24 protein-coding genes, 1 tRNA gene and 1 other RNA gene are annotated in these 25,079 nt (G+C 55.2%); 17 read left to right on the top strand and 9 right to left on the bottom strand.

Annotated elements, in window-relative coordinates:
• Positions 1-64 precede the first annotated feature (64 nt).
• From ACRCWW_RS20695 to ACRCWW_RS20685, 3 genes are all read left to right on the top strand, one after another.
• Positions 65-313 carry a type II toxin-antitoxin system Phd/YefM family antitoxin gene (locus ACRCWW_RS20695; protein WP_438684117.1) on the top strand — a complete coding sequence of 83 codons (249 nt, stop codon included), beginning with the start codon at positions 65-67 and terminating at the stop codon, positions 311-313.
• Entirely contained in the window at positions 303-587 is a 285-nt protein-coding gene (locus tag ACRCWW_RS20690) for a type II toxin-antitoxin system RelE family toxin (RefSeq protein ID WP_438684076.1), read from the top strand. Before ACRCWW_RS20695 ends, ACRCWW_RS20690 begins: the two co-directional genes overlap by 11 nt.
• A gap of 197 nt (positions 588-784) precedes the next feature.
• The gene (locus ACRCWW_RS20685) at positions 785-2,407 is read left to right on the top strand and encodes an ABC-F family ATP-binding cassette domain-containing protein (RefSeq protein ID WP_438684075.1); all 1,623 of its coding nucleotides are present in this window, start codon (positions 785-787) and stop codon (positions 2,405-2,407) included.
• Positions 2,408-2,452: 45 nt separating this feature from the next.
• On the opposite strand, the gene ACRCWW_RS20680 is transcribed toward ACRCWW_RS20685, so the two are convergent.
• Both ACRCWW_RS20680 and ACRCWW_RS20675 read right to left on the bottom strand, forming a co-directional pair.
• Complete coding sequence (locus ACRCWW_RS20680) at positions 2,453-2,743, bottom strand: HTH-type transcriptional regulator (protein WP_438684074.1); 291 nt, start codon at positions 2,741-2,743, stop codon at positions 2,453-2,455.
• Positions 2,744-2,992: 249 nt separating this feature from the next.
• The gene (locus ACRCWW_RS20675) at positions 2,993-4,360 is read right to left on the bottom strand and encodes an MFS transporter (protein ID WP_438684073.1); all 1,368 of its coding nucleotides are present in this window, start codon (positions 4,358-4,360) and stop codon (positions 2,993-2,995) included.
• A gap of 387 nt (positions 4,361-4,747) precedes the next feature.
• On the opposite strand from ACRCWW_RS20675, the gene ACRCWW_RS20670 reads away from it, so the two are divergent.
• Positions 4,748-5,458, top strand: a complete 711-nt coding sequence (locus ACRCWW_RS20670) for a DUF3053 domain-containing protein (protein WP_330984765.1) — start codon at positions 4,748-4,750, stop codon at positions 5,456-5,458.
• 81 nt (positions 5,459-5,539) lie between these two features.
• On the opposite strand, the gene ghrB is transcribed toward ACRCWW_RS20670, so the two are convergent.
• Both ghrB and ACRCWW_RS20660 read right to left on the bottom strand, forming a co-directional pair.
• A complete protein-coding gene (gene ghrB / locus ACRCWW_RS20665) occupies positions 5,540-6,511 on the bottom strand; it encodes a glyoxylate/hydroxypyruvate reductase GhrB (protein WP_438684072.1) in 972 nt (323 codons plus the stop codon).
• 123 nt (positions 6,512-6,634) lie between these two features.
• A complete protein-coding gene (locus ACRCWW_RS20660) occupies positions 6,635-7,297 on the bottom strand; it encodes an OmpA family lipoprotein (RefSeq protein ID WP_438684071.1) in 663 nt (220 codons plus the stop codon).
• 168 nt (positions 7,298-7,465) lie between these two features.
• Here ACRCWW_RS20660 and ACRCWW_RS20655 point away from each other — a divergent pair, with 168 nt between their 5' ends.
• Positions 7,466-9,799: a molybdopterin guanine dinucleotide-containing S/N-oxide reductase gene (locus ACRCWW_RS20655; RefSeq protein ID WP_438684070.1), complete on the top strand. Its 2,334-nt coding sequence runs from the start codon at positions 7,466-7,468 to the stop codon at positions 9,797-9,799.
• On the opposite strand, the gene ACRCWW_RS20650 is transcribed toward ACRCWW_RS20655, so the two are convergent.
• Both ACRCWW_RS20650 and tag read right to left on the bottom strand, forming a co-directional pair.
• On the bottom strand, positions 9,768-10,208 hold the full coding sequence (locus ACRCWW_RS20650) for an N-acetyltransferase (protein WP_438684069.1): 441 nt from the start codon (positions 10,206-10,208) through the stop codon (positions 9,768-9,770). The genes ACRCWW_RS20655 and ACRCWW_RS20650 overlap by 32 nt on opposite strands.
• The gene (gene tag, locus ACRCWW_RS20645; RefSeq protein WP_438684068.1) at positions 10,183-10,767 is read right to left on the bottom strand and encodes a DNA-3-methyladenine glycosylase I; all 585 of its coding nucleotides are present in this window, start codon (positions 10,765-10,767) and stop codon (positions 10,183-10,185) included. The genes ACRCWW_RS20650 and tag overlap by 26 nt, the downstream gene beginning before the upstream one ends.
• 177 nt (positions 10,768-10,944) lie before the next feature.
• Between tag and ACRCWW_RS20640 the strand changes: the two genes are divergently transcribed.
• The 5 genes from ACRCWW_RS20640 (at position 10,945) to ACRCWW_RS20620 (ending at position 15,303) form a co-directional block, all read left to right on the top strand.
• Positions 10,945-11,622: an autotransporter domain-containing protein gene (locus ACRCWW_RS20640; RefSeq protein WP_438684067.1), complete on the top strand. Its 678-nt coding sequence runs from the start codon at positions 10,945-10,947 to the stop codon at positions 11,620-11,622.
• Positions 11,623-11,853: 231 nt separating this feature from the next.
• Positions 11,854-13,056 carry an L-lactate MFS transporter gene (locus tag ACRCWW_RS20635; RefSeq protein WP_438684066.1) on the top strand — a complete coding sequence of 401 codons (1,203 nt, stop codon included), beginning with the start codon at positions 11,854-11,856 and terminating at the stop codon, positions 13,054-13,056.
• Between the two features lie 231 nt (positions 13,057-13,287).
• Entirely contained in the window at positions 13,288-14,970 is a 1,683-nt protein-coding gene (gene eptB / locus ACRCWW_RS20630) for a kdo(2)-lipid A phosphoethanolamine 7''-transferase (RefSeq protein WP_438684065.1), read from the top strand.
• A gap of 89 nt (positions 14,971-15,059) precedes the next feature.
• Positions 15,060-15,136 (top strand) — tRNA-Pro (locus ACRCWW_RS20625).
• A gap of 32 nt (positions 15,137-15,168) precedes the next feature.
• Positions 15,169-15,303: non-coding RNA, RtT sRNA (locus ACRCWW_RS20620), on the top strand.
• A 6-nt stretch (positions 15,304-15,309) separates the two neighbouring features.
• Here the strand turns inward: ACRCWW_RS20620 and ACRCWW_RS20615 are convergent.
• Genes ACRCWW_RS20615 through ACRCWW_RS20605 form a run of 3 tightly spaced genes read right to left on the bottom strand, consistent with a single transcriptional unit; the run spans position 15,310 to position 16,867 of the window.
• Positions 15,310-15,978, bottom strand: a complete 669-nt coding sequence (locus ACRCWW_RS20615; RefSeq protein ID WP_438684064.1) for a hypothetical protein — start codon at positions 15,976-15,978, stop codon at positions 15,310-15,312.
• Positions 15,963-16,484 carry an RNA polymerase sigma factor gene (locus ACRCWW_RS20610; RefSeq protein WP_438684063.1) on the bottom strand — a complete coding sequence of 174 codons (522 nt, stop codon included), beginning with the start codon at positions 16,482-16,484 and terminating at the stop codon, positions 15,963-15,965. The genes ACRCWW_RS20615 and ACRCWW_RS20610 overlap by 16 nt, the downstream gene beginning before the upstream one ends.
• An 8-nt stretch (positions 16,485-16,492) precedes the next feature.
• On the bottom strand, positions 16,493-16,867 hold the full coding sequence (locus ACRCWW_RS20605; protein WP_438684062.1) for a COG4315 family predicted lipoprotein: 375 nt from the start codon (positions 16,865-16,867) through the stop codon (positions 16,493-16,495).
• 641 nt (positions 16,868-17,508) lie between these two features.
• Here ACRCWW_RS20605 and dppA point away from each other — a divergent pair.
• The 7 genes from dppA (at position 17,509) to bcsQ (ending at position 25,064) form a co-directional block, all read left to right on the top strand.
• On the top strand, positions 17,509-19,116 hold the full coding sequence (dppA, locus tag ACRCWW_RS20600; protein ID WP_438684061.1) for a dipeptide ABC transporter periplasmic-binding protein DppA: 1,608 nt from the start codon (positions 17,509-17,511) through the stop codon (positions 19,114-19,116).
• Positions 19,117-19,275: 159 nt separating this feature from the next.
• Positions 19,276-20,295 carry a dipeptide ABC transporter permease DppB gene (gene dppB, locus ACRCWW_RS20595; RefSeq protein WP_438684060.1) on the top strand — a complete coding sequence of 340 codons (1,020 nt, stop codon included), beginning with the start codon at positions 19,276-19,278 and terminating at the stop codon, positions 20,293-20,295.
• Positions 20,296-20,304: 9 nt separating this feature from the next.
• Positions 20,305-21,204 (top strand): dipeptide ABC transporter permease DppC, encoded by a 900-nt coding sequence (gene dppC, locus ACRCWW_RS20590; protein WP_438684059.1) that lies wholly within the window; start codon positions 20,305-20,307, stop codon positions 21,202-21,204.
• A gap of 10 nt (positions 21,205-21,214) precedes the next feature.
• Positions 21,215-22,198, top strand: a complete 984-nt coding sequence (gene dppD, locus ACRCWW_RS20585) for a dipeptide ABC transporter ATP-binding protein (RefSeq protein ID WP_438684058.1) — start codon at positions 21,215-21,217, stop codon at positions 22,196-22,198.
• On the top strand, positions 22,195-23,208 hold the full coding sequence (gene dppF / locus ACRCWW_RS20580; RefSeq protein WP_330984746.1) for a dipeptide ABC transporter ATP-binding subunit DppF: 1,014 nt from the start codon (positions 22,195-22,197) through the stop codon (positions 23,206-23,208). Before dppD ends, dppF begins: the two co-directional genes overlap by 4 nt.
• 486 nt (positions 23,209-23,694) lie before the next feature.
• Complete coding sequence (gene bcsO, locus ACRCWW_RS20575) at positions 23,695-24,267, top strand: cellulose biosynthesis protein BcsO (protein WP_438684057.1); 573 nt, start codon at positions 23,695-23,697, stop codon at positions 24,265-24,267.
• Positions 24,258-25,064, top strand: coding sequence for a cellulose biosynthesis protein BcsQ (gene bcsQ / locus ACRCWW_RS20570; RefSeq protein ID WP_438684056.1), 807 nt, complete (start codon positions 24,258-24,260; stop codon positions 25,062-25,064). Before bcsO ends, bcsQ begins: the two co-directional genes overlap by 10 nt.
• Positions 25,065-25,079: the final 15 nt, after the last annotated feature.

Raw genomic sequence — 25,079 nt, 5'->3', positions numbered from 1 at the left:
AGCACTTCTTAAAGCGCTTTTAAATGACCTATAATGAGATGACTCATTACTGGAGGAATCGATGATGGTATTTCAGGTTTTAACGAAAACAGCAGCAAGCATCACTGAGCTTAAACGTGATCCTATGGGAACTTTTAATGCGGGAGAAGGTGCTCCTGTCGCGATCCTTAATCGCAACGAGCCGGCTTTTTACTGCGTCCCTCCAGCTTTGTACGCCCACTTAATGGACCTGCTGGAGGATGCAGAATTGGCCCGAATGGTGGACGAGCGTGCTGGTGAGCCAACAGTCAGAGTTAATATTGATGACCTATAACCTTGCGTTCAATGAATCAGCTTTAAAAGAATGGAAAAAGCTAGGGCGCACTGTCCAGGAGCAATTCAAGAAGAAACTCAGGGAGCGCCTTGAGAACCCCAGAGTCCCGGCTTCGCAACTGAATGGACGTAAAGACCAGTACAAAATTAAGCTACGCGGAGCGGGATATCGACTCGTCTATCGGGTGGATGAGGAGATAGTGACTGTTGTCGTCATCGGCGTAGGAAAGCGGGAAAATGATGATGTCTATAATGCAACCCGGCTCCGCAGCTAATGCCAGGAGATGGCCAGGAAAAAATGGTGGTTAAAATTTCGCCTTGAAACCAGCAAGCCACTAAGGCTATCCTTAGCCCCGACTTTTCTTCCTTCCAGGAGCGCATACCGAAAATGAACACTCACGACTGATGAATTCGGCCCTGACATAACGCATCGCGTTGGCGGGGATGGTATTGATTTCATTCAGGAGTGCTTATGGCTCATTTTATTGCGCAATCCCCTTCTTTTATTTTGCATCAGGTCACCTGTCAGTTTGCGACGGGCGACGTCCTGTTTGGTCCGTTGAATGTGTCCCTTGAGCCCGCGCTGTGCGGCCTGGTGGGGCGCAATGGCAGCGGAAAATCCCGGCTATTACAGCTGCTTTCAGGTGTTGAGATGCCTGCACACGGGCATATCGAACGCTTCGGTGACGTGGTGTATGTCGCCCAGCATCATGAGCTTCCCCTTCATCACACGCTTGCTGATTTACTCGGCCTTCGCGATCGCTTCGAGGCATTAGCTCGTGTCACTCAGGGTGAAATGCTGCCTGAGGACGTTGACCTTCTGGACGGTCAGTGGGATTTGGCGGAGCGCCTGAGCGCCAGCTTTGCTGAGCTCTCGTTGCCCGCTTTTGACCCGTGGCTTCCAGCGGCGACGTTAAGCGGCGGTGAGCGAGTCAAAGCTCTGCTGTGCGGCGCATTTCTTTCCGGGGCGGATTATCTGCTGCTGGATGAGCCGACCAACCATCTGGATCGCGCCGGACGAGAGTGGCTCTGGCACCAGCTTTCGCGGTGGCGTGGCGGCGCGCTAATCGCCAGCCATGATCGAGAACTGCTGGAAAAACTGCCGCGTATTCTGGAGCTGGCGGCGGGTGAGTTGCGCAGCTATGGCGGCAACTTTACGGTTTACCAGCAGCAACGCGATGCTGAACAGCAGGCGGCTCGTGCCGCACTGGAGCACGCGGCAACAGAGCGAAAACGAACGCGTGCAAGAATGCAGAAAGAGCACGATGCCAGCCTGCGACGTTCTGCCCAGACGCTTCGAACCGTGGATTCACTGAACATCGCCTCGTTCGAACGGGTGGCTTACAAAGGGGCGGCGAAAGCCCGACCGGGCACCCTCCGTCGGCAGCATAGCGAACAAAATGATGCGCTTAACGCTGCGGTCAATCAGGCGCGTGAAAAGGTGACAGACGAGGCCGCGGTGATGTTCATGCTGGCAGGAAGTCAGATAGCCGCAGGTAAACAGGTGCTTGAGCTGGAGGAGCTGGTGCTCCCACATTCATCCTTACCGCCGCTGAGTGCCCTCATTACGGGGCCGATGCGCGTTGCTCTGCGCGGGCCAAACGGCTGTGGAAAGACCACGCTGCTGAAAACCATACTGGGGCTGGAATCATCTGTCTCTGGTAGCAGCAGGCTCTCAGTGCAGGCTGCCTGGCTCGATCAGCACCTTAGCCAGTTCGATTTGTCGCTGTCGGTGATGGATCTTCTGCGCCTGGGTGATACGCCATTGGAAGAGGGCGTGTTGCGCAGTCGCCTGGCGCAGCTTCAACTCACGGCCAGTAAAGTGATGTTGCCGCTTTCTGCACTAAGCGGAGGCGAACGTCTGAAAGCCGCGCTGGCAAGCGTGCTCTGGCGTCGTGATGCCACCCAGTTACTGCTGTTGGATGAACCGACCAACCATCTGGATTTAGCTTCAACACAGGCCATTGAAACCGCCTTATCGGCGTTTCCCGGCGCGATGCTGGTGGTGTCGCATGATGAGGCTTTTCTGCAAGGGCTGGGTCTGACGCATGTGCTTGAGTGGCGGGAAAACGGCTGGGTATTCGGGGCGATATAAACAAAAACCCCCGCAGAGGCGGGGGCGGATACTGAAAAAATGCTGTCATTCGATAAGCTGTTGGCTGATAACCGGATTCGCCTGCAACAGGCGCATCAGTCTGAGCTCGGTGGGTGACGGTTTCTCTCGTCGCGATTCCCACTCCTGCACCATCGCCACGCTCACCCCCATGGCTCGGGCAAAGTCTTCAACTTTCAGGCCGGAGCCTTTACGCAGTTGCTCAAACTCGGTAAAGGCTGTGGGCTTCTGGGTCAGGGTAAAACTCTTTGAATCATCTTTAAAAACAATTTGTTCCAGACTGCTCAGCAGTTCAAACATCGGATCTTTATATTCCATTGAGAACTCCTCTGGAAGGTCTGAGGGATCGTTATTATGGTGAAGCTCATTAAGAATAGTCAGTAAAACGGGTGAGGGATCGTTACGGGAGTGATTATTCGTGCGATATATTTTTCCTGATGCGTTTCAGCAGCCGCGCAGGCAGGACTAATTATTTGATAAAAGAAAGGGAAACTTGTTCAGCGCTTTTTTTGTAAATCGTTAGTAAAAAAATGAGAAAGGGCGGGCAGGGCACCCGCCGTTCCGCTATCAGGCTTTCTGGGTAGTTTTCGCCAGTTCGTTGGCATTCCCCTGGGCAACCCGGCCTGGTCGGGTGGCAACGTATTTGATCATCAACGCGCAGGCAGAAAGCAGCGCCGGAATGGCCAGCAGGCCGAAGATGGTCTCAAACGACAGCTGGGCCTGCATCAGGAAGGCACCGCTGAACGCGCCCAAAATCCCGCCGAAACGGCCGATGCCGAGCATCCACGCGACGCCTGTGGCTCGTCCTTGTGTTGGGTAGAACCCTGCCGCCAGTGCAGGCATGGAGGACTGTGCGCCATTCATGATGCTGCCCGCGATAAACACCATCACGCCCATCAGCACCAGGCTGCTGGTGGAGAAGCCGACCAGGCAAACAAAGATGCCTGTCAGGAGCCAACCCACTGCAACCACCTTGTTGGGGTTAAATTTATCCATCAGCCAGCCCAGCACCAGCACGCCAATACCGCCGCCTAACGGGAACAACGCCGTCACCACAGAAGCCTGGCTCATGGAGGCGCCTGTTTCACGGATGAGCAGCGGCAGCCAGCTGGTCAGCAGGTAGAAAATCAGCAGGCCCATGAAGTAGGTGAGGCACAGCATCACGGTACCCACGAGGTAACGCGGGGAGAAAATCACGCCCAGCGCGGATTTCTCCTGCACATCGCCTGCTTCATGCAGCACGAAGCGGGTCTCTGCGGGAAGTGGCGCAATGCGTTTCAAGATGGCGGCGACCTGCTGCTGGGATTTGTTTTTCGCCACCAGATACCGCACCGATTCTGGCAGCAGGAAAATCAGCACCACGGACATCGCCAGCGGCATGACACCGCCGAGGATCAGCACGCTTTGCCAGCCGTAATGCGGAATAAGCCACGCCGAGATAAACCCGCCGAGGGAAGAGCCAATCGGGAAGCCGACGAACATCAGGTTCACCATCAGGGCGCGGCGACGCTCGGGGGCATATTCGCTCATCAGCGTTGCGGCATTCGGCATGGCGGCACCGAGGCCAAGGCCGGTGAGGAAGCGCAGCAGGGTCAGCTGATTGAGGCTGGTGGCGGCAGCGGTCAGCAGGCTGAAGCTCCCGAACACGATGATGGAGAGGATCAGCACTTTTTTGCGGCCAATTTTGTCCGCCATCGGGCCTGCGGTCAGCGCGCCAACGGCGAGACCAACCAGCGCGGCGCTCATCACCGGGCCGAGGGCCGATTTCTGTACGCCCCACTCCTGGACGAGGTCTGAAGCAATAAAGCCAATAATGGCGGTGTCGAAGCCGTCCATCGCCACCGTAATAAAGCACAGCACGAGGATCATCCACTGGTACTTTGTGAACGGGTGGTCGTTGATAAAGGCCTGGATATCGGTTGTTGTCTTTGTCATGTCTCGATTCCTGGGAGGTAAAATGTGCGATTATCGAACGGATATCCGTTAATCGTTCATTTAATCAAACCACCAGAGTGCTTTTTCGACAACGTGCTCACGGGCGGAAGCGTGCGATAATCGTACGGCGGGCGAAGGCCTCTGCTGATTCAATGAATTAAAATACGTTAATTCATTAGCTTAGGTTTTCGCTTCCGGAAAAGGGATCGCGCCGTAATTGTGATGCATGCAACAAATACTTAACATGCTGGCGGAGAGGGATCGCTCACGATTTTTCCCGCCCGGAATGCAGGAAAGGCTATCCTGCGAGGCTTGCGTCGACTATCCTTGTAGCCGTCAGGCACGTGTGTGCCCGTTTGCGCTTTTTTTGGTTGAAGGAGTAATAAAATGGCGACAGGAAAGTCCTGCTCTCGCTGGTTTGCGCCTGTTGCGGCGTTATTGATGGTTGTTAGCCTGAGTGGGTGTTTCGATAAAGAAGGCGATCAGCGTAAAGCGTTTATCGACTTTTTGCAGAATACCGTGATGCGTAGTGGCGAACGTCTGCCGACGCTGACCACCGATCAGAAAAAACAATTTGGCCCGTTCGTGTCCGATTACGCCGTCATCTATGGTTATTCACAGCAGGTGAGCCAGGCGATGGATGCAGGTCTGCGTCCCGTGGTTGATAGCGTGAACACCATTCGCGTGCCGCAGGACTACATGACTCAGCGTGAACCGCTGCGTCAGGCAAACGGCTCGCTCGGTGTACTGAGCCAGCAGCTGGAAAACGCCAAAATGCAGGCGGATGCTGCGCACTCAGCGCTGAAGCAGAATGAAGATCTGAAACCGGTGTTTGATCAGGTGTACAACAAAGTGGTGACGCTGCCAGCGAACGCCCTGCAGCCCCTGATCCCCGCCGCGCAGATTTTCACTCAGCAACTGGTTCAGGTGGGGGATTTCGTCGCCCAGCAAGGGACTCAGGTGAGCTTCGTCGCGAACGGCATTCAGTTCCCGACGTCTCAGCAAGCCAGCCAGTACAATCAGCTGATTGGCCCATTGGCTTCTCAGCACCAGGCATTTAATCAGGCCTGGAGCGCAGCGGTTAACGCCACGCGTTGATCCTGATTGCCGGCCTGACCCGGCCTACAAAACGTTGTAGGTCGGGCAAACGAAGTGCCGCCCGACGATATTCCACACATTCTAAAGAACTTGCGGATTCACGCAGTTCTTCTCGACTTTCCCGTCAAGTGCCGCAATCAGGTTATCCACCGCAGTGGCCGCCATATTATAGCGCGTCTCATGCGTCGCGGAGCCAATATGCGGCAGCGCCACCACGTTTGGCATTTTCAGCAGTTTAGAAGAGACCGGCAGCGGTTCCTGCTCAAAGACATCCAGCCCTGCGGCATGAATGTCGCCGTTCTTCAGCGCAGTAATCAGTGCCTGCTCGTCCACCACCGGGCCGCGTCCGGCGTTGATGAAAATGGCGGACTTTTTCATTTTGCTGAATTGCTCTGCGCCAAAAAGATGCCGGGTTTCGTCCGTTAACGGCAGGATGGAACAGACAAAATCGGCTTCCTGTAACAGGGTGTCCAGCGAGCAATGGCGTGCGTTGAAGCGCTCTTCTGCTTCTTTATGCTGGCGACGTGCGTTATAGAGCACCGGCATGCCGAAGCCCAAGTGCGCGCGTTGCGCCAGCGCCAGGCCGATGCGCCCCATCCCAACGATGCCGATGGTTTTATGGTGCACATCCGTGCCAAACCAGTCCGGGCCGATGCCCTGGGTCCATTCGCCTTTTTTCACGCGTTCAGCTACTTCCACAACGCGACGCGCACTGCTCAGAATCAGTGCCATCAGGGTATCGGCGACGGTTTCAGTCAGCGCCGTTGGGGTGTGCATCAGCAGAACTTTACGGGCATTCAGCGCATCCACATCAAAATTGTCGTAGCCCACGGAAATGGTCGAGGTTGCCCGCAGAGCAGGCATTTTTTCCAGCAATTCGGGCCCGACGGTTTCACTGGAGCCAAGCAGGCCTTCAGCCTCAGAAAATGCCTTTGCGTGGGCGAGGACGGTATTGGGATGGAGATCGGAAACCTGGGTGACGGTGAAGTGATTTTGCAGACGTTGCAGTAGATCGTCAGGTAGCGTTTTATAGAGTACAACGGACGGCTTCATTCAACTTATCTCCATTGATTAGCAGGCTTTGTAATCAGTTAGCCACAGGAAGATAAGATGCACCAGCCCTGATTTTGGGCGGGAAGCTACCGGGCGAGTGCTCGCCCGGTGGGGTAAAGCGGCTTAAGACAGTGGAGTCAGCGTGATTTCTACACGACGGTTCTGTGCTTTGCCTTCGGCGGTGCTGTTGCTGGCGATAGGATTCGCCGGGCCCATGCCGGTGGTACGAATACGGTTGGCTGATACGCCCTGAGTGATGAGCGAGCTGGCGACCGATTCAGCACGCTGCTGAGACAGGCGCATGTTCAGGTCCTGGCTGCCGGTGCTGTCGGTGTAGCCGACCACGTTCACGGCGGTTTTCTCATACTCTTTCAGCACCATTGCCACGCCCGTCAGAGTGTTAGCTCCTGCCGGTTTCAGGTTCGCGCTGCTGCTGTCAAAGGTGACGTTATTTGGCATGTTGAGCACGATGCTGTCGCCATTACGCGTAACGCTGACGCCGGTGCCCTGCATTTTTTCACGCAGTTTCGCTTCCTGCACGTCCATGTAATAACCGACGCCACCGCCGACGGCAGCACCTGCTGCTGCGCCAATCAGCGCGCCTTTGCCACGGTCTTTCTTCGACGACGAGAGCATGCCGATACCGGCCCCGGCCAGGGCGCCAATGCCTGCGCCAATGCCGGATTTACCGGCTTCGCGCTCACCGGTATAAGGGTTCGTCGTACAGCCTGACAGAGCCAGCGCGCCGCTTACCATAGCGGCAATCATGATTACGCGTTTTTTCATCTTCTTTCCTTAATCCTTTTTATTCTTTGCCACGGCGTCCGTGGCGGTTGATTATGACGCGGGAAAGTGATGAAAATTCCAAAAGCTTTTTATAAATTTGTAAATAAATCGAACGGCAGTGACAAAAACGCCGTCGCAACACCTGCATCAGTTAACCGGGAGCCTGTTTTGGCCAATTCATCTGCAACAAAAACCATTCTGACCGCGGCCCACTGGGGGCCAATGCTGGTTGAAACCGATGGCGACACGGTGCTTTCTTCCCGTGGCGCTTTGGCGGGCACCTTTGAGAACTCGCTGCAAAGCGTGGTGCGTGACCAGGTTCACAGCAAGACGCGTGTGCGCTATCCCATGGTGCGTAAGGGTTTTCTGGCTTCACCAGCCGATCCACAGGGCGTGCGTGGGCAGGATGAGTTTGTGCGGGTGAGCTGGGATGATGCGCTGAATCTGATTCACTCACAGCATCAGCGTATTCGCGAAACCTACGGGCCTTCTTCGATTTTTGCGGGTTCTTACGGCTGGCGTTCCAACGGCGTGCTGCATAAAGCCGCCACGCTGTTACAGCGCTACATGAGCCTCGCGGGCGGCTATACCGGGCATCTTGGTGACTATTCTACCGGCGCGGCTCAGGCCATCATGCCTTATGTCGTGGGCGGCAACGAGGTATACCAGCAGCAAACCAGCTGGCCGCTGATTCTGGAGCACACCGACGTGGTGGTGCTGTGGAGCGCCAACCCGCTCAATACCTTGAAAATTGCGTGGAATGCCTCTGACGAACAGGGCATTCCTTATTTCGACCAGTTGCGAAAAAGCGGCAAGAAGCTGATCTGTATCGATCCCATGCGATCAGAAACGGTCGAGTTTTTCGGTGAATCAATGGAGTGGATCGCCCCGCATATGGGTACCGACGTGGCATTGATGCTCGGCATCGCCCATACGCTGGTGGAAAACGGCTGGCACGATACTGATTTCCTCGCGCGATGCACGACAGGCTATGAGCATTTTGCCGAATACCTGACGGGGGAACGCGACGGCGTGGCAAAAACGGCCGACTGGGCGGCGGATATTTGCGGCATTAACGCAGAGAAAATTCGCGAGCTGGCGAAAATATTCCACGAAAACACCACCATGCTGATGTCCGGTTGGGGTATGCAGCGCCAGCAGTTTGGCGAGCAAAAACACTGGATGCTGGTGACGCTTGCCGCCATGCTCGGGCAAATCGGGACGCCGGGCGGCGGGTTCGGCCTCTCTTATCACTTTGCCAACGGCGGCAACCCGACGCGTCGTTCCGCAGTGCTGGCCTCGATGCAGGGCAGCGTGGCAGGTGGCACGGATGCGGTGGATAAAATCCCGGTGGCACGCATTGTTGAAGCGCTGGAAAACCCAGGCGCACCTTATCAGCACAACGGGATGGACCGGCACTTCCCTGATATACGCTTTGTCTGGTGGGCGGGCGGAGCAAACTTCACGCATCATCAGGATACCAATCGTCTGATCCGCGCCTGGCAAAAGCCGGAGCTGGTGGTGATTTCTGAGTGCTTCTGGACCGCAGCCGCTCGCCATGCGGATATCGTGCTGCCCGCGACAACGTCGTTTGAGCGCAATGATTTGACCATGACCGGCGATTACAGCAACCAGCATCTGGTGCCGATGAAACGCGTTGTGCCGCCGCGCGACGAAGCGCGTGATGACTGGGAAGTCTTCGCCGAACTGAGCGAACGCTGGGAAGAGGGCGGGCGCGAGCGCTTTACCGAAGGCAAAAGCGACCTCGAATGGCTGGAGACGTTTTATGAGATTGCCGGGCAGCGCGGGGCCAGCCAGCAGGTGACTCTGCCGCCGTTCAGCGAGTTCTGGCAGGCCAACGAGCTTATCGAAATGCCCCAGAGCGAGCAAAACGCGCAGTTCGTTCGCTTTGCCGCATTCCGTGAAGATCCGCAGGCGAATCCGTTAAAAACCGACAGCGGCAAAATCGAAATTTTCTCCCGGCGCATCGCTGGCTTCGGCTATGCAGATTGTCCGGGGCATGCGACGTGGCTGGAGCCAGACGAGTGGCATGGTAATGCTCAGGCGGGGCAGCTTCAGTTGCTGTCAGCGCATCCGGCGCATCGCTTGCACAGTCAGCTTAATTACACCGCTTTGCGCGAGCGTTACGCGGTTGCCGGGCGTGAACCGCTGACGTTGCATCCTCAGGATGCTGCGGAACGTGGCATTGCTGACGGTGATTTGGTGCGGGTATGGAATGGCCGTGGACAAGTGCTGGCGGGAGCCGTGGTGACGGAAGGCATTCGCTCTGGCGTGATTTGTCTGCACGAAGGCGCGTGGCCGGACCTGGATTTGCAGGCCGGGGGCATCTGCAAAAATGGGGCGGTCAACGTACTGACCAAAGATCTCCCCAGCTCGAAGCTGGGGAATGGCTGCGCGGGCAATACGGCGCTGGTGTGGCTGGAGAAGTACAACGGCCCGGCGTTGCCGCTCACAGCATTCGATCCGCCTGCCAACGCATAATCCAGGTCGGCTGCCGGGTTTCATCCTGCCATGCGCTGTCTTCAATACGAAAACCCTGCGCATGGTAGAAGTTCACCGCCCGGCTGTTCTTCTGGTACACCTCAAGGCTTAAATCCGGGTAGCGCTCGCAGACCCACGCGAGCAGTGCCCGGCCGATGCCTTGCCCGATGTTGTCGGGGGCCACAAACAGCGCGCCGACAAAACGCTGATCCATCACGCTGACAAAGCCCTTCACCACCTCATCTTCTTCCCACACCCAGGTTTGCGCCGAGGGTAGATACACATCGCGTACAATCGGTTCGCTTTCGTACCAGTAGCGCTCCTCAATAAAAGGGTGGGCGAAGATAGTGCTTTCAAGCCACAGCTTCAGGAGAGGCCGGGTATCACGACTTTGCCACTTGTGGATCATCTCCACCTCCCGGGTAGCAGAAACAGGTGCTGACGTGATCGTTAACCAGACCGCACGCCTGCATAAAGGAGTAGCAAATGGTGGAGCCGACAAATTTGAAGCCGCGTTTTTTCAGGGCTTTAGAGAGCGCATCAGACGCGGGCGTGCTCACGGGAACGTCTGACAGCGCGGCAACCCGGTTCAGCTGTGGCTTGTTCTCCACAAACGACCAGACGAAATCATTGAAGGATTCGCCTCGGGCTTCCATTTCCAGAAAGGCTTTTGCGTTACCAATAATGGCCTGAATTTTCCCACGGTGGCGGATAATTCCGGCATTTTGCACCAGGTTCTCCACATCTTCTTCGGTCATCGCCGCGACTTTTATCGGATCAAAATGGTGGAAAGCCTCGCGATAATTTTCACGTTTCTTCAGCACCGTGATCCATGACAGTCCGGCCTGCTGGCCTTCAAGGCAGATCATTTCAAACAGCTGCTGGTTATCCCGCTGAGGCACACCCCATTCGCTGTCGTGGTAGGCAATATAAAGCGGGTCCTGACTGACCCAACCGCAACGTTCCATCCTGTTCTCCCACTTTTTTGATGTCGATGAAGAAATGTTCAACCTGCCTTGACGACAGAAATAAAATGACAATATTTAGTAATACGCAGTGCGTAAAAAAATCATAACAACAATGCCGGATTCGGCTCTTTCGGAGTCGCAATAATGAGAGTTAAGAGATGCAATGGCTTCCGGGGTATGGTCTACCCGGTTTCTGTTTTTGTCGGGATGTCTTTCGCGACATCCGCATTTGCCTGGCAACAGGAATATATCGTTACTGACCCACAAAGTAATACGCCGGAACGTTATACCTGGGATAGCGATCACCAACCGCGTTACGATGATATTCTCGCGGAGCGCATCAGCGCGTCGCAACCTCAGCCCGGTGTGGCGATGAATACTCCCTATGAAACACCGACAGAGACGACACGCACGCTTAGCGTGGGCTGGAACATTCCACTCAGCGCGATGTTCTCTACCGGGCCGGTGGCAAGCTGGCATTATGACGGTTCGGCCACCTCAATGTGGAACGAATTTGGCGACAGCGGCACCAGCACCACCGCACTCACTGATCCGATGTGGCACGCCAGCGTGAGCTCGTTGGGATGGCGTTTTGATGCTCAGCCCTTGTGGGGCGTGCATCCCTGGGCGCAAATCAGCTACAACCAGCAGTTCGGCGAGAACCAGTGGAAATCACAGTCTGGTCTGAATCGCACGCCCACTTCTGCGCAGGATGGCAGCTGGACAGATGTCACCGTGGGGGCCGATATGCTGTTGACCCAGCATGTTGCGGCGTATGCCTCGCTGTCACAGGCGGACACTATTAGCGAAGGGACCAACACGCTTTACATCATGGGTGTCAGCGCTCGTTTTTAACATTCTTCCGTTCAGGGAATACATTCGTTTTACGTTAAATTTACAATTAACGCGCCGTTTTCGGCGATAGTAACCGCTAACTTATCTCTCTTTCATTTTCTGGCAATGCTATTCATTCCGTTCTCAGTGCATTTCATTCCGCGCTGGCGGCAGTTCATGCCTTTTTTAACCCGACATGAAATGCACTTCGTTATTTTAAGCAGCAGTTAATCTTCATAAGGCACCTCTGCTATGAACGCTGCAATTCGCCCCTCTACCCGCTGGCTGACTTTGGTTGGCACCATTATTACCCAGTTTGCGCTGGGTTCGGTTTATACCTGGAGCCTGTTTAACGGCGCACTCTCCGACAAGCTCGGTGAGCCCGTCAGCCAGGTCGCTTTTTCCTTCGGCCTGTTAAGCCTTGGTCTGGCGCTTTCTTCTTCCGTGGCCGGTAAGTTGCAGGAGCGATTTGGCGTGAAGCGCGTCACGATGGCCTCCGGTATTTTGCTCGGCGTCGGCTTCTTCCTGACGGCGCATGCGAACAACCTGATGATGCTGTGGCTCAGCGCGGGCCTGCTGGTAGGGCTGGCGGATGGCGCAGGATATTTGTTGACGCTGTCCAACTGCGTGAAGTGGTTCCCGGAACGTAAAGGGCTTATCTCGGCGTTTTCAATCGGCGCTTATGGCCTGGGTAGCCTCGGGTTTAAGTTTATCGACAGCCATTTGCTGGCAAGCGTAGGGCTTGAGAAGACGTTTGTTATCTGGGGCGCGATTGTGCTGGTCATGATTGTCTTTGGCGCGACGCTGATGAAAGATGCCCCGCTGCAGGAAGTGAAAACCGCCAATGGTACCGTGGCGCGTGATTTCACCCTGGCGCAGTCAATGCGCAAACCCCAATACTGGATGCTGGCTGTGATGTTCCTCACCGCCTGTATGAGCGGGCTGTATGTGATTGGCGTGGCGAAAGATATCGCGCAGGGCATGGTTCATCTGGATGTGATGACTGCGGCAAACGCCGTCACGGTGATTTCCATCGCCAACCTGAGCGGACGCCTGGTGCTGGGCATTCTGTCCGACAAAATTGCTCGTATCCGGGTGATCACCCTTGGTCAGGTGATTTCTCTGGTCGGCATGGCTGCTCTGCTGTTTGCGCCGTTAAATGCGACAAGCTTCTTCGCGGCGATTGCCTGCGTGGCCTTCAACTTTGGCGGCACCATCACCGTGTTCCCGTCGCTGGTGAGCGAGTTCTTTGGCCTGAATAATCTGGCGAAAAACTACGGTGTGATTTACCTCGGCTTTGGGATTGGCAGCATCTGTGGTTCTATCATTGCCTCGCTGTTCGGCGGGTTCTACGTCACCTTCTGCGTGATTTTCGCCCTGCTGATCCTCTCTTTAGCGCTGTCTACCACGATTCGCCAGCCAAAACGCGAAGTGCTGCAACAGGCACATGCTTAAGGCGACGCTGTAATTTATTACTCCAGCCAATAAGACTATCCGGGTGATTAATTTTGTAAATATTGCCCGGATCACACTTCCTGCTGACACTTTTCTTCTGCGCTATGGTCTACTTGTCGCGCTTAAAGACGTTTCTGATAACCGTTTCTGACGCAATAACTTAATCTGCTTGTTGTCATTCCGGCAACGAAGTCGGTTTTTTGATTTTCCCTTCTCCAGGGTTTTGTTTGCATGAATTACATAAAATCGCTGACGCAGCAAAGGCTTTGTCTGTTCCTTGCTGCTTATATCGGCCTGTTTCTCAATGGTGCTGTTTTAGTCCGTCGCGTTGAGGTCTACCTTGAACACCTCACGGTAAGAAATGGAATTTTTGCCCTCATTGAGGTGTTCGGCTCCTTCCTCGCCGCCTTCTTCCTGCTTCGCCTGTTGTCGCTTTTCGGCCGTCGAGGCTGGCAAGTGATGGCTTCGCTGGTGGTGATCATTTCCGCCGCGGCCAGTTACTACATGACTTTCATGAACGTGGTCATTGGCTACGGGATTGTGGCGTCCGTCATGACCACCGATGTTGATCTCTCCAAAGAGGTTGTGGGTCAGGGCTTTATGATGTGGACCGTGTTGTCCAGCATTCCGCCGCTGGTTTTCATCTGGAGTAACCGTTGCCGCTACACCTTGCTGCGCCAGCTTCGCACTCGCGGGCAGCGTGTACGTAACATTGCCGTTGTGCTGATGGCGGGCCTTTTGGTTTGGGCTCCGATTCGCTTGATGGAAAAGCAGCAGAAGAGAATCGAAAAAGCCACCGGGGTGGATATGCCGAGTTATGGCGGCGTGGTGGCGAACTCGTACTTGCCTTCAAACTGGCTTTCCGCGTTGGGGCTGTATGCCTGGGCGCAAGTCGATGAATCTTCGGATAACAAATCTCTGATCAATCCGGCCAAGAAATTTACCTATGTGGCGCCGGGTCACGAGCTGGATGATACCTATGTGGTGTTTATCATCGGCGAAACCACGCGCTGGGATCATATGGGGATTCTGGGTTACGACCGCGACACCACGCCGAAGCTGGCCCAGGAGAAAAATCTGGTGGCTTACCGCGGTTATTCGTGTGATACCGCGACCAAACTCTCGTTGCGCTGCATGTTCGTGCGTCAGGGCGGGGCAGATGATAATCCGCAGCGTACGCTGAAAGAACAGAACGTGTTTGCGGTGCTCAAGCAGCTTGGCTTTAGCTCTGACCTGTTCGCGATGCAGAGCGAGATGTGGTTCTACAGCAACACCATGGCGGATAACATCGCCTACCGCGAGCAGATTGGTGCCGAGCCGCGTAACCGTGGCAAAGACGTGGACGACATGCTGTTGCTTAATGAGATGTCTCTCTCGCTGGAAGGCCATCCTAAGGGTAAGCACCTGATTATTCTGCATACCAAAGGGTCGCACTACAGCTACTACCAGCGCTACACCCGTGATTTTGCCAAATGGCAACCGGAGTGCGTGGGGATTAACGGGCAATGCAGCAAACAGGAGCTGATCAACGCCTATGACAACTCTGTGCTGTATGTAGATACCTTTATCAGCAAGGTGCTGGACCAGCTGAGAGATAAGAAAGCCATCGTGTTCTATGCCGCAGACCACGGCGAGTCAATCAATGAGAGAGAGCACCTGCACGGCACCCCGCGCAAACTCGCGCCGCCAGAGCAGTTCCGCGTGCCAATGCTGGTGTGGATGTCGGATAAATATCTGGCCAATCCAGCCAACGAACAAGCTTTCCAGCACCTGAAGCAACAGGCTGAAATGAAGGTGCCGCGTCGTCATGTGGAGCTGTACGACACCATTATGGGCTGTCTGGGGTACACCTCGCCAAACGGCGGGATCAACGAAAACAGCAACTGGTGTCACGTTCCGGCAAAAGCTCAGTAACAGCTGGCGAGTTTCTCGCCGACTGGCATTGCTTTTGGCTAAAAGGGATTGACGGGGTAGCATCACAGCAGTAAGATGCGCTCCGCATTCGGCGAGTAGCGCAGCTTGGTAGCGCAACTGGTTTGGGACCAGTGGGTCGGAGGTTCGAATCCTCTCTCGCCGACCACATTCGAAAGGCCTGCTCTTTGAGCAGGCCTTTTTGCTTTCGAGCCAATGAGGATGAGAAGCTCCGGGGAAGGAGGTTCGAGTCGAGCGAAGCGAGACAACGTTGCTTCAGCAACGGCCCGCAGGGCGAGCCACGCAGTGGCGAGCGCCGACCACATTTGAAAAGCCATCCCGCTACAGCGTAATACACCTGCCGCTAAACAGCGTCTGCCCTTCCTGTTTCACCACCAGCTCATCGCTGTTTTTTAACTGATTCCACTCGCCCGGGGTGAGATAGCGCTGCGTCCCGAGTTGAGCCATCGGGGCCAGATAGATCAGTTCGCCGCTGGTTTTATCTCTCATCCACAGGCTGGCACCTTCCAGCGCGGCAGGGCTTTGTTCGCCATACTGCACCCGAATGCTGGATTTGCCCGGTTTATCACCCTGAAAGGCCATCAGGACGAAGCAGTCGTGACACTCTGCGGAGGACATCATTGCCAGATAGCTGACGGGCTTTATCGACGGGGTGAGTGGCGTCAGGCTCAGGAACATCATCATCGCCCCGAGCGCCAGCCAGCCGCTGTTCCACATCCATCGCCTGATCGCACCAGGCGGATTTTTCCCTTCGCTTATCATCTGCAAATGACGCCATACGCGGGCAGGCGGATGTCTGAACGGCGGAGAAGGGTCGGGAAGCCTCTCCTGCCAGCGCTCTATTTCGAGCCACAGAGAGGGATCGCGCGCCAGCAGTTGTTCAAACCTGCGGCTTACTCGTCGGGAAAGTAGCCCGAGAAGGTAGTGGCCAGCCAGATGATCGCGTACTTCAGGTCGCGCATAGCGCGCCGGGGTTATCTGCCGAGACATTGTTTCAGCTCCTGGAGTCCCCGGCGGATCCATGACTTGATCGTACCCTGCGGGGCGCTGAGGTGGCGGGCGATTTCAGGATGCGGGAAGCCGTAATACCAGGCCAGCACGATAGCGTTACGTTTGCCTGCTTCGAGACGGCGCAGGCAGTTTGCCAGCCGGGGATCGGCTTCTGGCGGCTCCTCGAACGGCGTCTCTCCCCAGCGTTCAGGCAGGACGCTTTCCTGACGGCGGGCGTGGCAGCGCTGGTGGTCGAGCGCAAGGTTGCGCATCAGCTGGCACAGCCAGGCCCAGGGAGCATCAACCGGCCACGGCAGGTCTCCACGCCACAGCTTGGTATAGCCTTCCTGGAGTAAATCGGCAGCGATGGCCTTATCGCCGACGATCTGCACGATACGGGTATAGAGATACCCGCTGGTCTGCCGATAGAGAGTGGCGAAAGCGCTGCGGTCCCGCAGCGCTATCCGCGACAAGAGCAGACGGATCTCTTCCTTGTCGATAGTCACGTGATGCCTTATTTCCCCGCCGGGACGATATGCCACACGCCGTTAACGCCATCTCCGGTGGTTTCTCCCGGCGCTTTGTCCTTATACCAGAGATAGAGCGGCATCTTATTCCAGGTCAACTGGAGCTTACCATCTCGGCGCGGAGCAGAACCAAACGGCGGCATCAGTTTGGTATTGGCATTGATGACGATTGGCGGCCAGCGTTTGGCGCAGTCGTCATAGCAGACGGAGAGGTTCTCCCGGTCTTTATCAAAGGTATAGAGGGTCATGCCCTCGCTGTTGGTGTAGATCTCGCCGAGCGGGGTGCTGCGCGTAGTGACTTCGGCGGCGTGAATGCTGAACGCGCTGAAGGTGAGCAGGGCGGCGAGCGTGATTTTCTTCATGGGGATCTCCTTATGCTGAGGGGCCAACATTGGCCCTTCGCATCAAGAGACGAAGGCGGCGGGAAGATGGATGCAGCGAGCGAAAATTAATTTTATTGCCTTCAGCCCGTCAGAAACGTGTTTTGTTGATATTTGGGAGCTTCTTCATTGTTTTTTTCTATATTTTGAGAACACTTTTTTGGCGAAGTTTGCCCATATCTTCAGGATATTCCGCTGTGCGTTTTAACGTTCACGCTATTAATCGCTCAGATTATCGCCATCTCGCAAGAATTTTTTGTCATTTTGCACAATTGTTAATCACTGGTTATTGCAAAGTGTGAAGATGATTGTGCTGCTGTTATGCGCGTAGCATAAATTTCCCTGCTGAAAACAGGGCGATGAACTTTTTTAAATCTTTGTTTGTTAATTCTCACCCCTGACGTAAATCCTGGTTACCTGTATTGACGTTTGCACATCTTGTTGACAGATTGTAGGGCATGAGGGGCATTTCAGGGAGAATCTGCGCTGCAACTCAGTCGCTCTTCTGAAAGGAATCTCCAACCCTTTTAACGCCTTCGGGCACTACCGACCAGACCGGGTAAAAAACAAATAAAGGCCTGGCGGAAAACACAACAAACAAACATCACATTTGGAGCAGAATAATGAGTATTTCCTTGAAAAAGTCAGGGATGCTGAAGCTTGGTCTTAGCCTGGTGGCACTGACTGTAGCGGCAAGCGTGCAGGCCAAAACCCTGGTTTACTGTTCTGAAGGCTCGCCGGAAGGCTTTAACCCACAGCTCTTCACCTCTGGTACCACTTACGATGCCAGCTCTGTTCCAATTTATAACCGTCTGGTTGAATTCAAAACCGGGACTACGGAAATCATTCCTGGCCTGGCAGAGAAATGGGACGTTAGCGCCGATGGCAAAACCTACACTTTCCACCTTCGTTCAGGTGTGAAGTGGCAGGACAACAAAGATTTCAAACCGACTCGCGATCTGAATGCTGACGACATCGTCTTCTCCTTCGATCGTCAGAAGAATGACAAAAACCCGTACCACAAAGTCTCTGGCGGCAGCTATGAGTACTTCGAAGGCATGGGTCTGCCGGATCTGATCAGTGAAGTGAAGAAAGTGGACGATAACACCGTTCAGTTCGTGCTGACTCGCCCGGAAGCGCCGTTCCTTGCGGATCTGGCGATGGACTTCGCGTCCATTCTCTCCAAAGAATATGCTGACAACATGCTGAAAGCCGGTACGCCGGAGAAAGTTGACCTGAACCCAATCGGTACCGGTCCGTTCCAGCTGCTGCAGTACCAGAAAGACTCCCGCATTCTGTACAAAGCGTTCCCGGGCTACTGGGGCACCAAGCCACAGATTGACCGTCTGGTCTTCTCCATCACTCCAGATGCTTCCGTGCGTTACGCCAAACTGCAGAAAAACGAATGCCAGGTTATGCCATACCCGAACCCGGCTGACATCGCTCGCATGAAGCAGGACAAGAACATCAACCTGCTGTCTCAGGCGGGTCTGAACGTGGGTTACCTCTCCTTCAACACCGAGAAGAAGCCGCTGGATGAAGTGAAAGTTCGCCAGGCGCTGACCTATGCGGTGAACAAAGAGGCGATCATCAAAGCCGTTTATCAGGGCGCAGGCGTTGCCGCGAAAAACCTGATCCCACCAACCATGTGGGGCTATAACGACGATGTGAAGGATTACATCTACGATCCAGAGAAAGCCAAAGCGCTGCTGAAAGAAGCGGGCCACGCAGACGGCTTTACCATCGACCTGTGGGCGATGCCGGTTCAGCGTCCTTACAACCCGAACGCTCGCCGTATGGCTGAGATGATTCAGGCTGACTGGGCGAAAGTCGGTGTGAAAGCCAACATCGTGACCTACGAGTGGGGCGAGTACCTGAAGCGTGCGAAAGCTGGCGAGCATCAGTCTGTAATGATGGGCTGGACTGGCGACAATGGGGATCCGGATAACTTCTTCGCGACCCTGTTCAGCTGCGCGGCGGCGAAAGACGGTTCCAACTACTCTCGCTGGTGCTACAAGCCGTTTGAAGACCTGATTCAACCGGCGCGTGCGACCGACGATCACAACAAGCGTGTTGAACTGTACAAACAGGCTCAGGTAGTGATGCATGACCAGGCTCCGGCGCTGATCATCGCTCACTCCACCGTTTACGAGCCAGTGCGTAAAGAAGTCAAAGGCTATGTGGTGGATCCGTTGGGCAAACACCACTTCGAAAACGTCTCTGTCGAATAATTAAAAATGTAAGGGGCACTCAGGTGCCCTTATGCCCGGCGGCGCTCTGCTTGCGCGGGCCTACACAAGTAGGCCAGGTAAGCGGCAGCGCCACCCGGCAGTTGTGAGCAATACAGACGAGCAGTTCCAGGCTGAGCGTCTTTAGAGAGAGTACGTGTTATGTTGCAGTTCATCCTCCGACGTCTGGGATTAGTCATCCCGACCTTTATCGGTATCACCCTCCTCACTTTTGCCTTCGTCCATATGATCCCCGGCGACCCGGTGCTGATCATGGCAGGTGAGCGTGGTATCTCCCCTGAGCGTCACGCCGAGCTTCTGGCCGCTTTAGGCCTGGATAAGCCGATGTGGCAGCAATATCTCAACTATGTCTGGGGTGTGCTTCATGGCGATTTAGGGATTTCGCTGAAGAGCCGCCTGCCGGTGTGGGACGAGTTCGTGCCTCGCTTTAAAGCGACGCTGGAACTCGGCGTCTGCGCCATGATTTTTGCCGTCGCTGTCGGCATTCCCGTTGGCGTGCTGGCGGCCGTTAAACGCGGTTCCATCTTCGACCATACCGCTGTCGGCTTGGCACTGACCGGTTACTCCATGCCTATCTTCTGGTGGGGCATGATGCTGATTATGCTGGTCTCTGTGCAGCTGAACCTCGCGCCGGTGTCCGGGCGAATCAGCGATTCAGTGTTCCTCGATGACACGCTGCCGTTAACCGGCTTCATGCTGATTGATACCGCCATCTGGGGCGAACCGGGCGACTTTATTGACGCGCTGGCGCACATGGTGCTGCCTGCGGTCGTGCTCGGCACCATCCCGCTGGCGGTGATTGTACGTATGACCCGTTCGGCGATGCTCGAAGTGCTGGGCGAAGACTACATTCGTACGGCGCGCGCCAAAGGGCTGACGCGTATGCGCGTGATCATCGTCCATGCGCTGCGTAACGCGATGCTGCCGGTGGTGACGGTTATCGGTTTGCAGGTCGGCACGCTGCTGGCGGGCGCGATCCTGACTGAAACCATCTTCTCCTGGCCGGGTCTTGGACGCTGGCTGATTGATGCGTTGCAACGCCGTGACTATCCGGTGGTGCAGGGCGGGGTGCTGCTGGTGGCGACGATGATTATCCTCGTCAACCTGCTGGTCGACCTGCTGTACGGCGTGGTGAACCCGCGTATTCGACATAAGAAGTAAGGGGCCATCATGTCACAAGTCACTGAAACTAAAGTTACTGCTCCGGTGCCCATGACCCCGCTGCAGGAGTTCTGGCACTATTTCAAACGTAACAAAGGCGCGGTAGTTGGGCTGGTGTATGTGGTGGTGGTGATGTTCATCGCCATCTTCGCCAACTGGATTGCGCCTTATAACCCGGCGGATCAGTTCCGTGATTCACTTTTAGTCCCGCCGTTCTGGCAGGAAGGCGGCACGCTGTCGCATCTGCTCGGTACCGACGACGTGGGTCGCGATGTGCTTTCGCGTCTGATGTACGGCGCGCGTCTGTCACTGCTGGTTGGCTGCCTGGTTGTTGTGCTGTCGCTGGTGCTGGGGATTGTCCTCGGCCTGGTCGCGGGTTACTTCGGCGGCATCGTTGATAACATCATCATGCGTATCGTCGATATCATGCTGGCGTTGCCAAGTCTGCTGCTGGCTCTGGTGCTGGTGGCTATTTTTGGCCCGTCGATAGGGAACGCCGCGCTGGCGCTGACCTTCGTCGCCCTACCTCACTACGTGCGTCTGACGCGTGCGGCGGTGCTGGTGGAAGTGAACCGCGATTACGTGACGGCTTCCCGCGTGGCGGGTGCCGGTGCGGTGCGCCAGATGTTCATCAATATCTTCCCGAACTGCCTTGCGCCGCTGATTGTTCAGGCGTCGCTCGGTTTCTCGAACGCCATTCTCGATATGGCCGCTCTTGGCTTCCTTGGCATGGGTGCGCAGCCGCCAACACCGGAGTGGGGCACCATGCTCTCCGACGTGTTGCAGTTCGCGCAGAGCGCCTGGTGGGTCGTGACCTTCCCGGGTCTCGCTATCCTGCTGACGGTGCTGGCATTTAACCTGATGGGCGACGGTCTGCGCGACGCGCTGGATCCGAAACTGAAGCAGTAAGAGGCACGAGATGGCGTTATTAAATGTAGATAAATTATCGGTGCACTTCGGTGACGAAGGCACCCCGTTCCGTGCCGTAGACCGCATCAGTTACAGCGTTAAGCAAGGCGAAGTGGTCGGCATCGTGGGCGAATCCGGCTCCGGTAAGTCCGTGAGCTCGCTGGCTATCATGGGGCTGATTGATTACCCCGGCCGCGTGATGGCTGAAAAACTGGAATTTAACGGTCGCGATTTACAACGCATTTCCGAAAAAGAGCGCCGCCAGCTGGTGGGTGCGGAAGTGGCGATGATTTTCCAGGACCCGATGACCAGCCTGAACCCTTGCTACACCGTGGGCTACCAGATTATGGAAGCCATCAAGGTGCATCAGGGGGGAAACAAGAAAACCCGTCGCCAGCGTGCGATTGATTTGCTGAACCTGGTGGGCATTCCCGATCCGGCATCGCGTCTCGACGTCTATCCGCACCAGCTTTCCGGTGGGATGAGCCAGCGCGTGATGATTGCGATGGCGATTGCCTGCCGTCCGAAGCTGCTGATTGCCGATGAGCCGACGACGGCACTGGATGTGACCATTCAGGCGCAGATCATCGAGCTGCTGCTGGAGCTTCAGCAGAAAGAGAACATGGCGCTGGTGCTGATCACTCACGATCTGGCGCTGGTCGCCGAAGCGGCCCATAAAATCATCGTGATGTATGCAGGTCAGGTGGTTGAAACGGGCGCGGCGCAGGATATTTTCCGTGCTCCGCGTCATCCTTATACTCAGGCATTGCTTCGTGCGCTGCCGGAGTTTGCGCAAGATAAAGCGCGTCTGGCCTCGCTGCCGGGCGTGGTGCCGGGGAAATATGACCGTCCGAACGGTTGTCTCCTCAACCCACGCTGCCCGTATGCGACGGACAAATGCCGCAGCGTTGAACCTGAACTGAACCTGGTGGATAACGGACGTCAGTCTAAATGCCACTTCCCCCTCGATGATGCCGGGAGGCCGACACTATGAGTACGCACGAGGCCACCTCGCAGCAGCCGCTGTTGCAGGCAATCGACCTGAAAAAACACTATCCGGTGAAGAAGGGGATTTTCGCCCCGGAACGCCTGGTGAAAGCACTGGACGGCGTTTCCTTCACGCTGGAACGTGGCAAAACGCTGGCCGTCGTCGGTGAATCCGGCTGTGGGAAATCCACACTCGGCCGCCTGCTGACCATGATTGAAGTGCCGACCGGTGGTGAGCTCTATTATCAGGGGCAAGATTTGCTCAAGCCTGATGTCAGCGCGGAAAAACTGCGCCGCCAGAAGATCCAGATCGTGTTCCAGAACCCGTACGGCTCCCTGAACCCGCGTAAGAAAGTCAGCCAGATTCTTGAAGAGCCGCTGCAAATCAACACCACACTGAGCAAGGCAGAGCGCAAGGAAAAAGTGCTGGCGATGATGGCGAAAGTCGGCCTGAAAGCAGAGCATTACGACCGCTATCCGCACATGTTCTCTGGTGGTCAGCGCCAGCGTATCGCTATCGCTCGTGGTCTGATGCTTGACCCGGACGTGGTGATTGCCGATGAACCTGTCTCCGCGCTGGACGTTTCCGTGCGCGCGCAGGTGCTGAACCTGATGATGGATTTGCAGCAGGATATGGGGCTGTCGTACGTGTTCATCTCCCACGACCTGTCGGTGGTAGAGCACATTGCTGATGAAGTGATGGTGATGTACCTCGGCCGCTGTGTGGAGAAAGGTACCAAGGATCAGATCTTCAACAATCCTCGTCACCCGTATACCCAGGCGCTGCTCTCTGCTACGCCACGTCTGAATCCGGATGAGCGCCGTGAGCGTATCAAGCTCACCGGCGAGCTGCCAAGCCCGCTGAATCCGCCTCCGGGATGTGCGTTTAACGCACGTTGCCGTCGTCGTTTCGGGCCTTGCACGCAGTTGCAGCCACAGCTGAAAGAGTACGGTGGGCAGCTGGTGGCGTGTTTTGCGGTGGATCAGGATGAAAATGGTGAGAAGCCGCTGGCTTAGCCCCTGATATATCCTTAAGGACAAACCGGAGACTCTCTCCGGTTTTTTTATAGCTCTGCAATATTACCTGCGGTTAATTGATTAAATGTAACAATAAATTTCAATTAATGTGTAAAAATTGCTGCCGCTGAAAATCCCTCAAAAGGATTAGGCCTACGATTTATCCTAAGGCGTCGTACTGTATTGCAAATTATTAGTTACGCAGAATGTTCTATTGCTTACCAGCGAAATAAAAAGTACAAAACACTAAGCCGAAGCTGGACCTAAAAAAAGATGGCGGTACATCAAATTCCAGGTGAATATTGCGCTCAATAAAGCCTGCTCTTAATTAACATTAAACCCGTACTTAATAGTTGCTTATGGCAATTAATTTGCTCACTGGGTAAGCGTTCGCATTTTAACAAAATACACTATGCTGTAATTGGATGGACTCCGTATAAAACAGCAAGTTACTGTCGTAATATATTTGTGAATCATGGGGTTACTATGAACCATTATGATGATTTGCAGCGGTTTAAGGACAAAACGCGTACGCAAAGTCTCGACTTCAAAGATCTTTCTGCGCAAACCGCTGCCAGCGAGCGCGGTGACTGGGCGATCCTTGATCAGCTCTCACCGTCCACAGAAAAAGAAACCACGTTGGCGATGGGCGGGTCTGTCTCGCAAATTGTCCCGCAGCCCGTTTCTCCCGATGTTTTTGTTCCGCATGATGTTCCGCCTGCGCGCGCCGTTGCACACGTTGATGTGCCGCATGAGACACGTTCAGCTTCGATTATGCAAAGCGTCACGGCGCAAATGACGCCGCAGGCTGAACCTGAAGCCGTTGCGGAAAGCGCACCACAGGCCGTGATTCAACCACAACCGGCACCAGCCATTGCGCCACCGGTTCCTCAGGCCGCGCCTGTCTCAAGACCCTCCGCACCCGCCGCGACGAGTGACGCGGTGAACTACTCTCGGCTCTTCGCGCCTAAAACCGCCGACATTCCGGGTAAAGCTGAAAAAGAAGAGAAAGATCAGCCCTTAAAATCATTGCTGGAAAGGATTGCTTCATGCCGTTAATTTGCGTCTGCTCCCCCAAGGGAGGCGTGGGTAAAACAACTCTCGCGGCTAACCTGACTTATGCGTTAGCGCGTGCAGGCAGTAAAGTATTAGCGATTGATTTCGACGTGCAGAATGCGCTGCGTCTGCATTTTGGTGTGCCGCTCTCCGATGAGCGCGGCTATGTTGGCAAATCATCCGAGTCCTTCGACTGGAGTCAGCATGTGCTGGGCGCGGGCAGCAATATGTTCGTGCTGCCCTATGGCGAAGTCACCGAACAGCAGCGCGTTGAATTCGAAGATAAATTGACGAACGATGAGCATTTTTTAGCTCGCGGCCTGGGCACCTTACTGAACTACCCTGGGCTGATTATCGTTGCCGATTTCCCTCCTGGCCCGTCCGCAGCCCTGAAAGCCATGACGTCGCTGGCTGATATTCATCTGGTGACGCTACTGGCCGACACGGCCTCAATGTCACTCTTACCGCATGTGGAAAACAACCGGCTAACCGGTGAAGCGCTAAACCACAAGCATGGTCATTTTTTTGTTGTTAACCAAAGCGATAGCCGCCGACAAATCAGCCGTGACGTGACCGCCTTTATGGAAGAACGGTTGGGTGAGCAACTGATCGGCATCATTCACCGCGATGAAAGCGTGATTGAAGCTAACGCCTCACAGAAATCGATATTTGAATTCAGCCCGGCGTCTGCCGCGGCGTTTGATATTGAAATTATTGCTAAAAAAGTTGCCGCGAAGCTGGGCATCAAAGTTGGGGATGGCACGGTTCATAACATGCCACGCATGTCAGCCGGGCTTTAATACATTCAGGGTCGC

The sequence above is a fragment of the Scandinavium sp. genome (assembly GCF_051650185.1).
Taxonomy (GTDB): domain Bacteria; phylum Pseudomonadota; class Gammaproteobacteria; order Enterobacterales; family Enterobacteriaceae; genus Scandinavium.
This window is presented reverse-complemented; position numbering and strand designations above follow the sequence as displayed.

What these genes read in the sequence shown, in the direction of transcription:
- dppB (WP_438684060.1), top strand. Translation starts at nt 19,276, where the DNA reads ATGTTGCAGTTCATCCTCCGACGTCTGGGATTAGTCATCCCGACCTTT.
- eptB (WP_438684065.1), top strand. Translation starts at nt 13,288, where the DNA reads ATGAATTACATAAAATCGCTGACGCAGCAAAGGCTTTGTCTGTTCCTT.
- tag (WP_438684068.1), bottom strand. Translation starts at nt 10,767, where the DNA reads ATGGAACGTTGCGGTTGGGTCAGTCAGGACCCGCTTTATATTGCCTAC.
- ACRCWW_RS20695 (WP_438684117.1), top strand. Translation starts at nt 65, where the DNA reads ATGGTATTTCAGGTTTTAACGAAAACAGCAGCAAGCATCACTGAGCTT.
- bcsQ (WP_438684056.1), top strand. Translation starts at nt 24,258, where the DNA reads ATGCCGTTAATTTGCGTCTGCTCCCCCAAGGGAGGCGTGGGTAAAACA.
- ACRCWW_RS20675 (WP_438684073.1), bottom strand. Translation starts at nt 4,360, where the DNA reads ATGACAAAGACAACAACCGATATCCAGGCCTTTATCAACGACCACCCG.
- ghrB (WP_438684072.1), bottom strand. Translation starts at nt 6,511, where the DNA reads ATGAAGCCGTCCGTTGTACTCTATAAAACGCTACCTGACGATCTACTG.
- ACRCWW_RS20670 (WP_330984765.1), top strand. Translation starts at nt 4,748, where the DNA reads ATGGCGACAGGAAAGTCCTGCTCTCGCTGGTTTGCGCCTGTTGCGGCG.
- ACRCWW_RS20635 (WP_438684066.1), top strand. Translation starts at nt 11,854, where the DNA reads ATGAACGCTGCAATTCGCCCCTCTACCCGCTGGCTGACTTTGGTTGGC.
- dppF (WP_330984746.1), top strand. Translation starts at nt 22,195, where the DNA reads ATGAGTACGCACGAGGCCACCTCGCAGCAGCCGCTGTTGCAGGCAATC.
- ACRCWW_RS20685 (WP_438684075.1), top strand. Translation starts at nt 785, where the DNA reads ATGGCTCATTTTATTGCGCAATCCCCTTCTTTTATTTTGCATCAGGTC.
- ACRCWW_RS20650 (WP_438684069.1), bottom strand. Translation starts at nt 10,208, where the DNA reads ATGATCCACAAGTGGCAAAGTCGTGATACCCGGCCTCTCCTGAAGCTG.
- dppC (WP_438684059.1), top strand. Translation starts at nt 20,305, where the DNA reads ATGTCACAAGTCACTGAAACTAAAGTTACTGCTCCGGTGCCCATGACC.
- ACRCWW_RS20660 (WP_438684071.1), bottom strand. Translation starts at nt 7,297, where the DNA reads ATGAAAAAACGCGTAATCATGATTGCCGCTATGGTAAGCGGCGCGCTG.
- ACRCWW_RS20615 (WP_438684064.1), bottom strand. Translation starts at nt 15,978, where the DNA reads ATGTCTCGGCAGATAACCCCGGCGCGCTATGCGCGACCTGAAGTACGC.
- ACRCWW_RS20605 (WP_438684062.1), bottom strand. Translation starts at nt 16,867, where the DNA reads ATGAAGAAAATCACGCTCGCCGCCCTGCTCACCTTCAGCGCGTTCAGC.
- dppD (WP_438684058.1), top strand. Translation starts at nt 21,215, where the DNA reads ATGGCGTTATTAAATGTAGATAAATTATCGGTGCACTTCGGTGACGAA.
- dppA (WP_438684061.1), top strand. Translation starts at nt 17,509, where the DNA reads ATGAGTATTTCCTTGAAAAAGTCAGGGATGCTGAAGCTTGGTCTTAGC.
- ACRCWW_RS20680 (WP_438684074.1), bottom strand. Translation starts at nt 2,743, where the DNA reads ATGGAATATAAAGATCCGATGTTTGAACTGCTGAGCAGTCTGGAACAA.
- bcsO (WP_438684057.1), top strand. Translation starts at nt 23,695, where the DNA reads ATGAACCATTATGATGATTTGCAGCGGTTTAAGGACAAAACGCGTACG.
- ACRCWW_RS20690 (WP_438684076.1), top strand. Translation starts at nt 303, where the DNA reads ATGACCTATAACCTTGCGTTCAATGAATCAGCTTTAAAAGAATGGAAA.
- ACRCWW_RS20640 (WP_438684067.1), top strand. Translation starts at nt 10,945, where the DNA reads ATGGTCTACCCGGTTTCTGTTTTTGTCGGGATGTCTTTCGCGACATCC.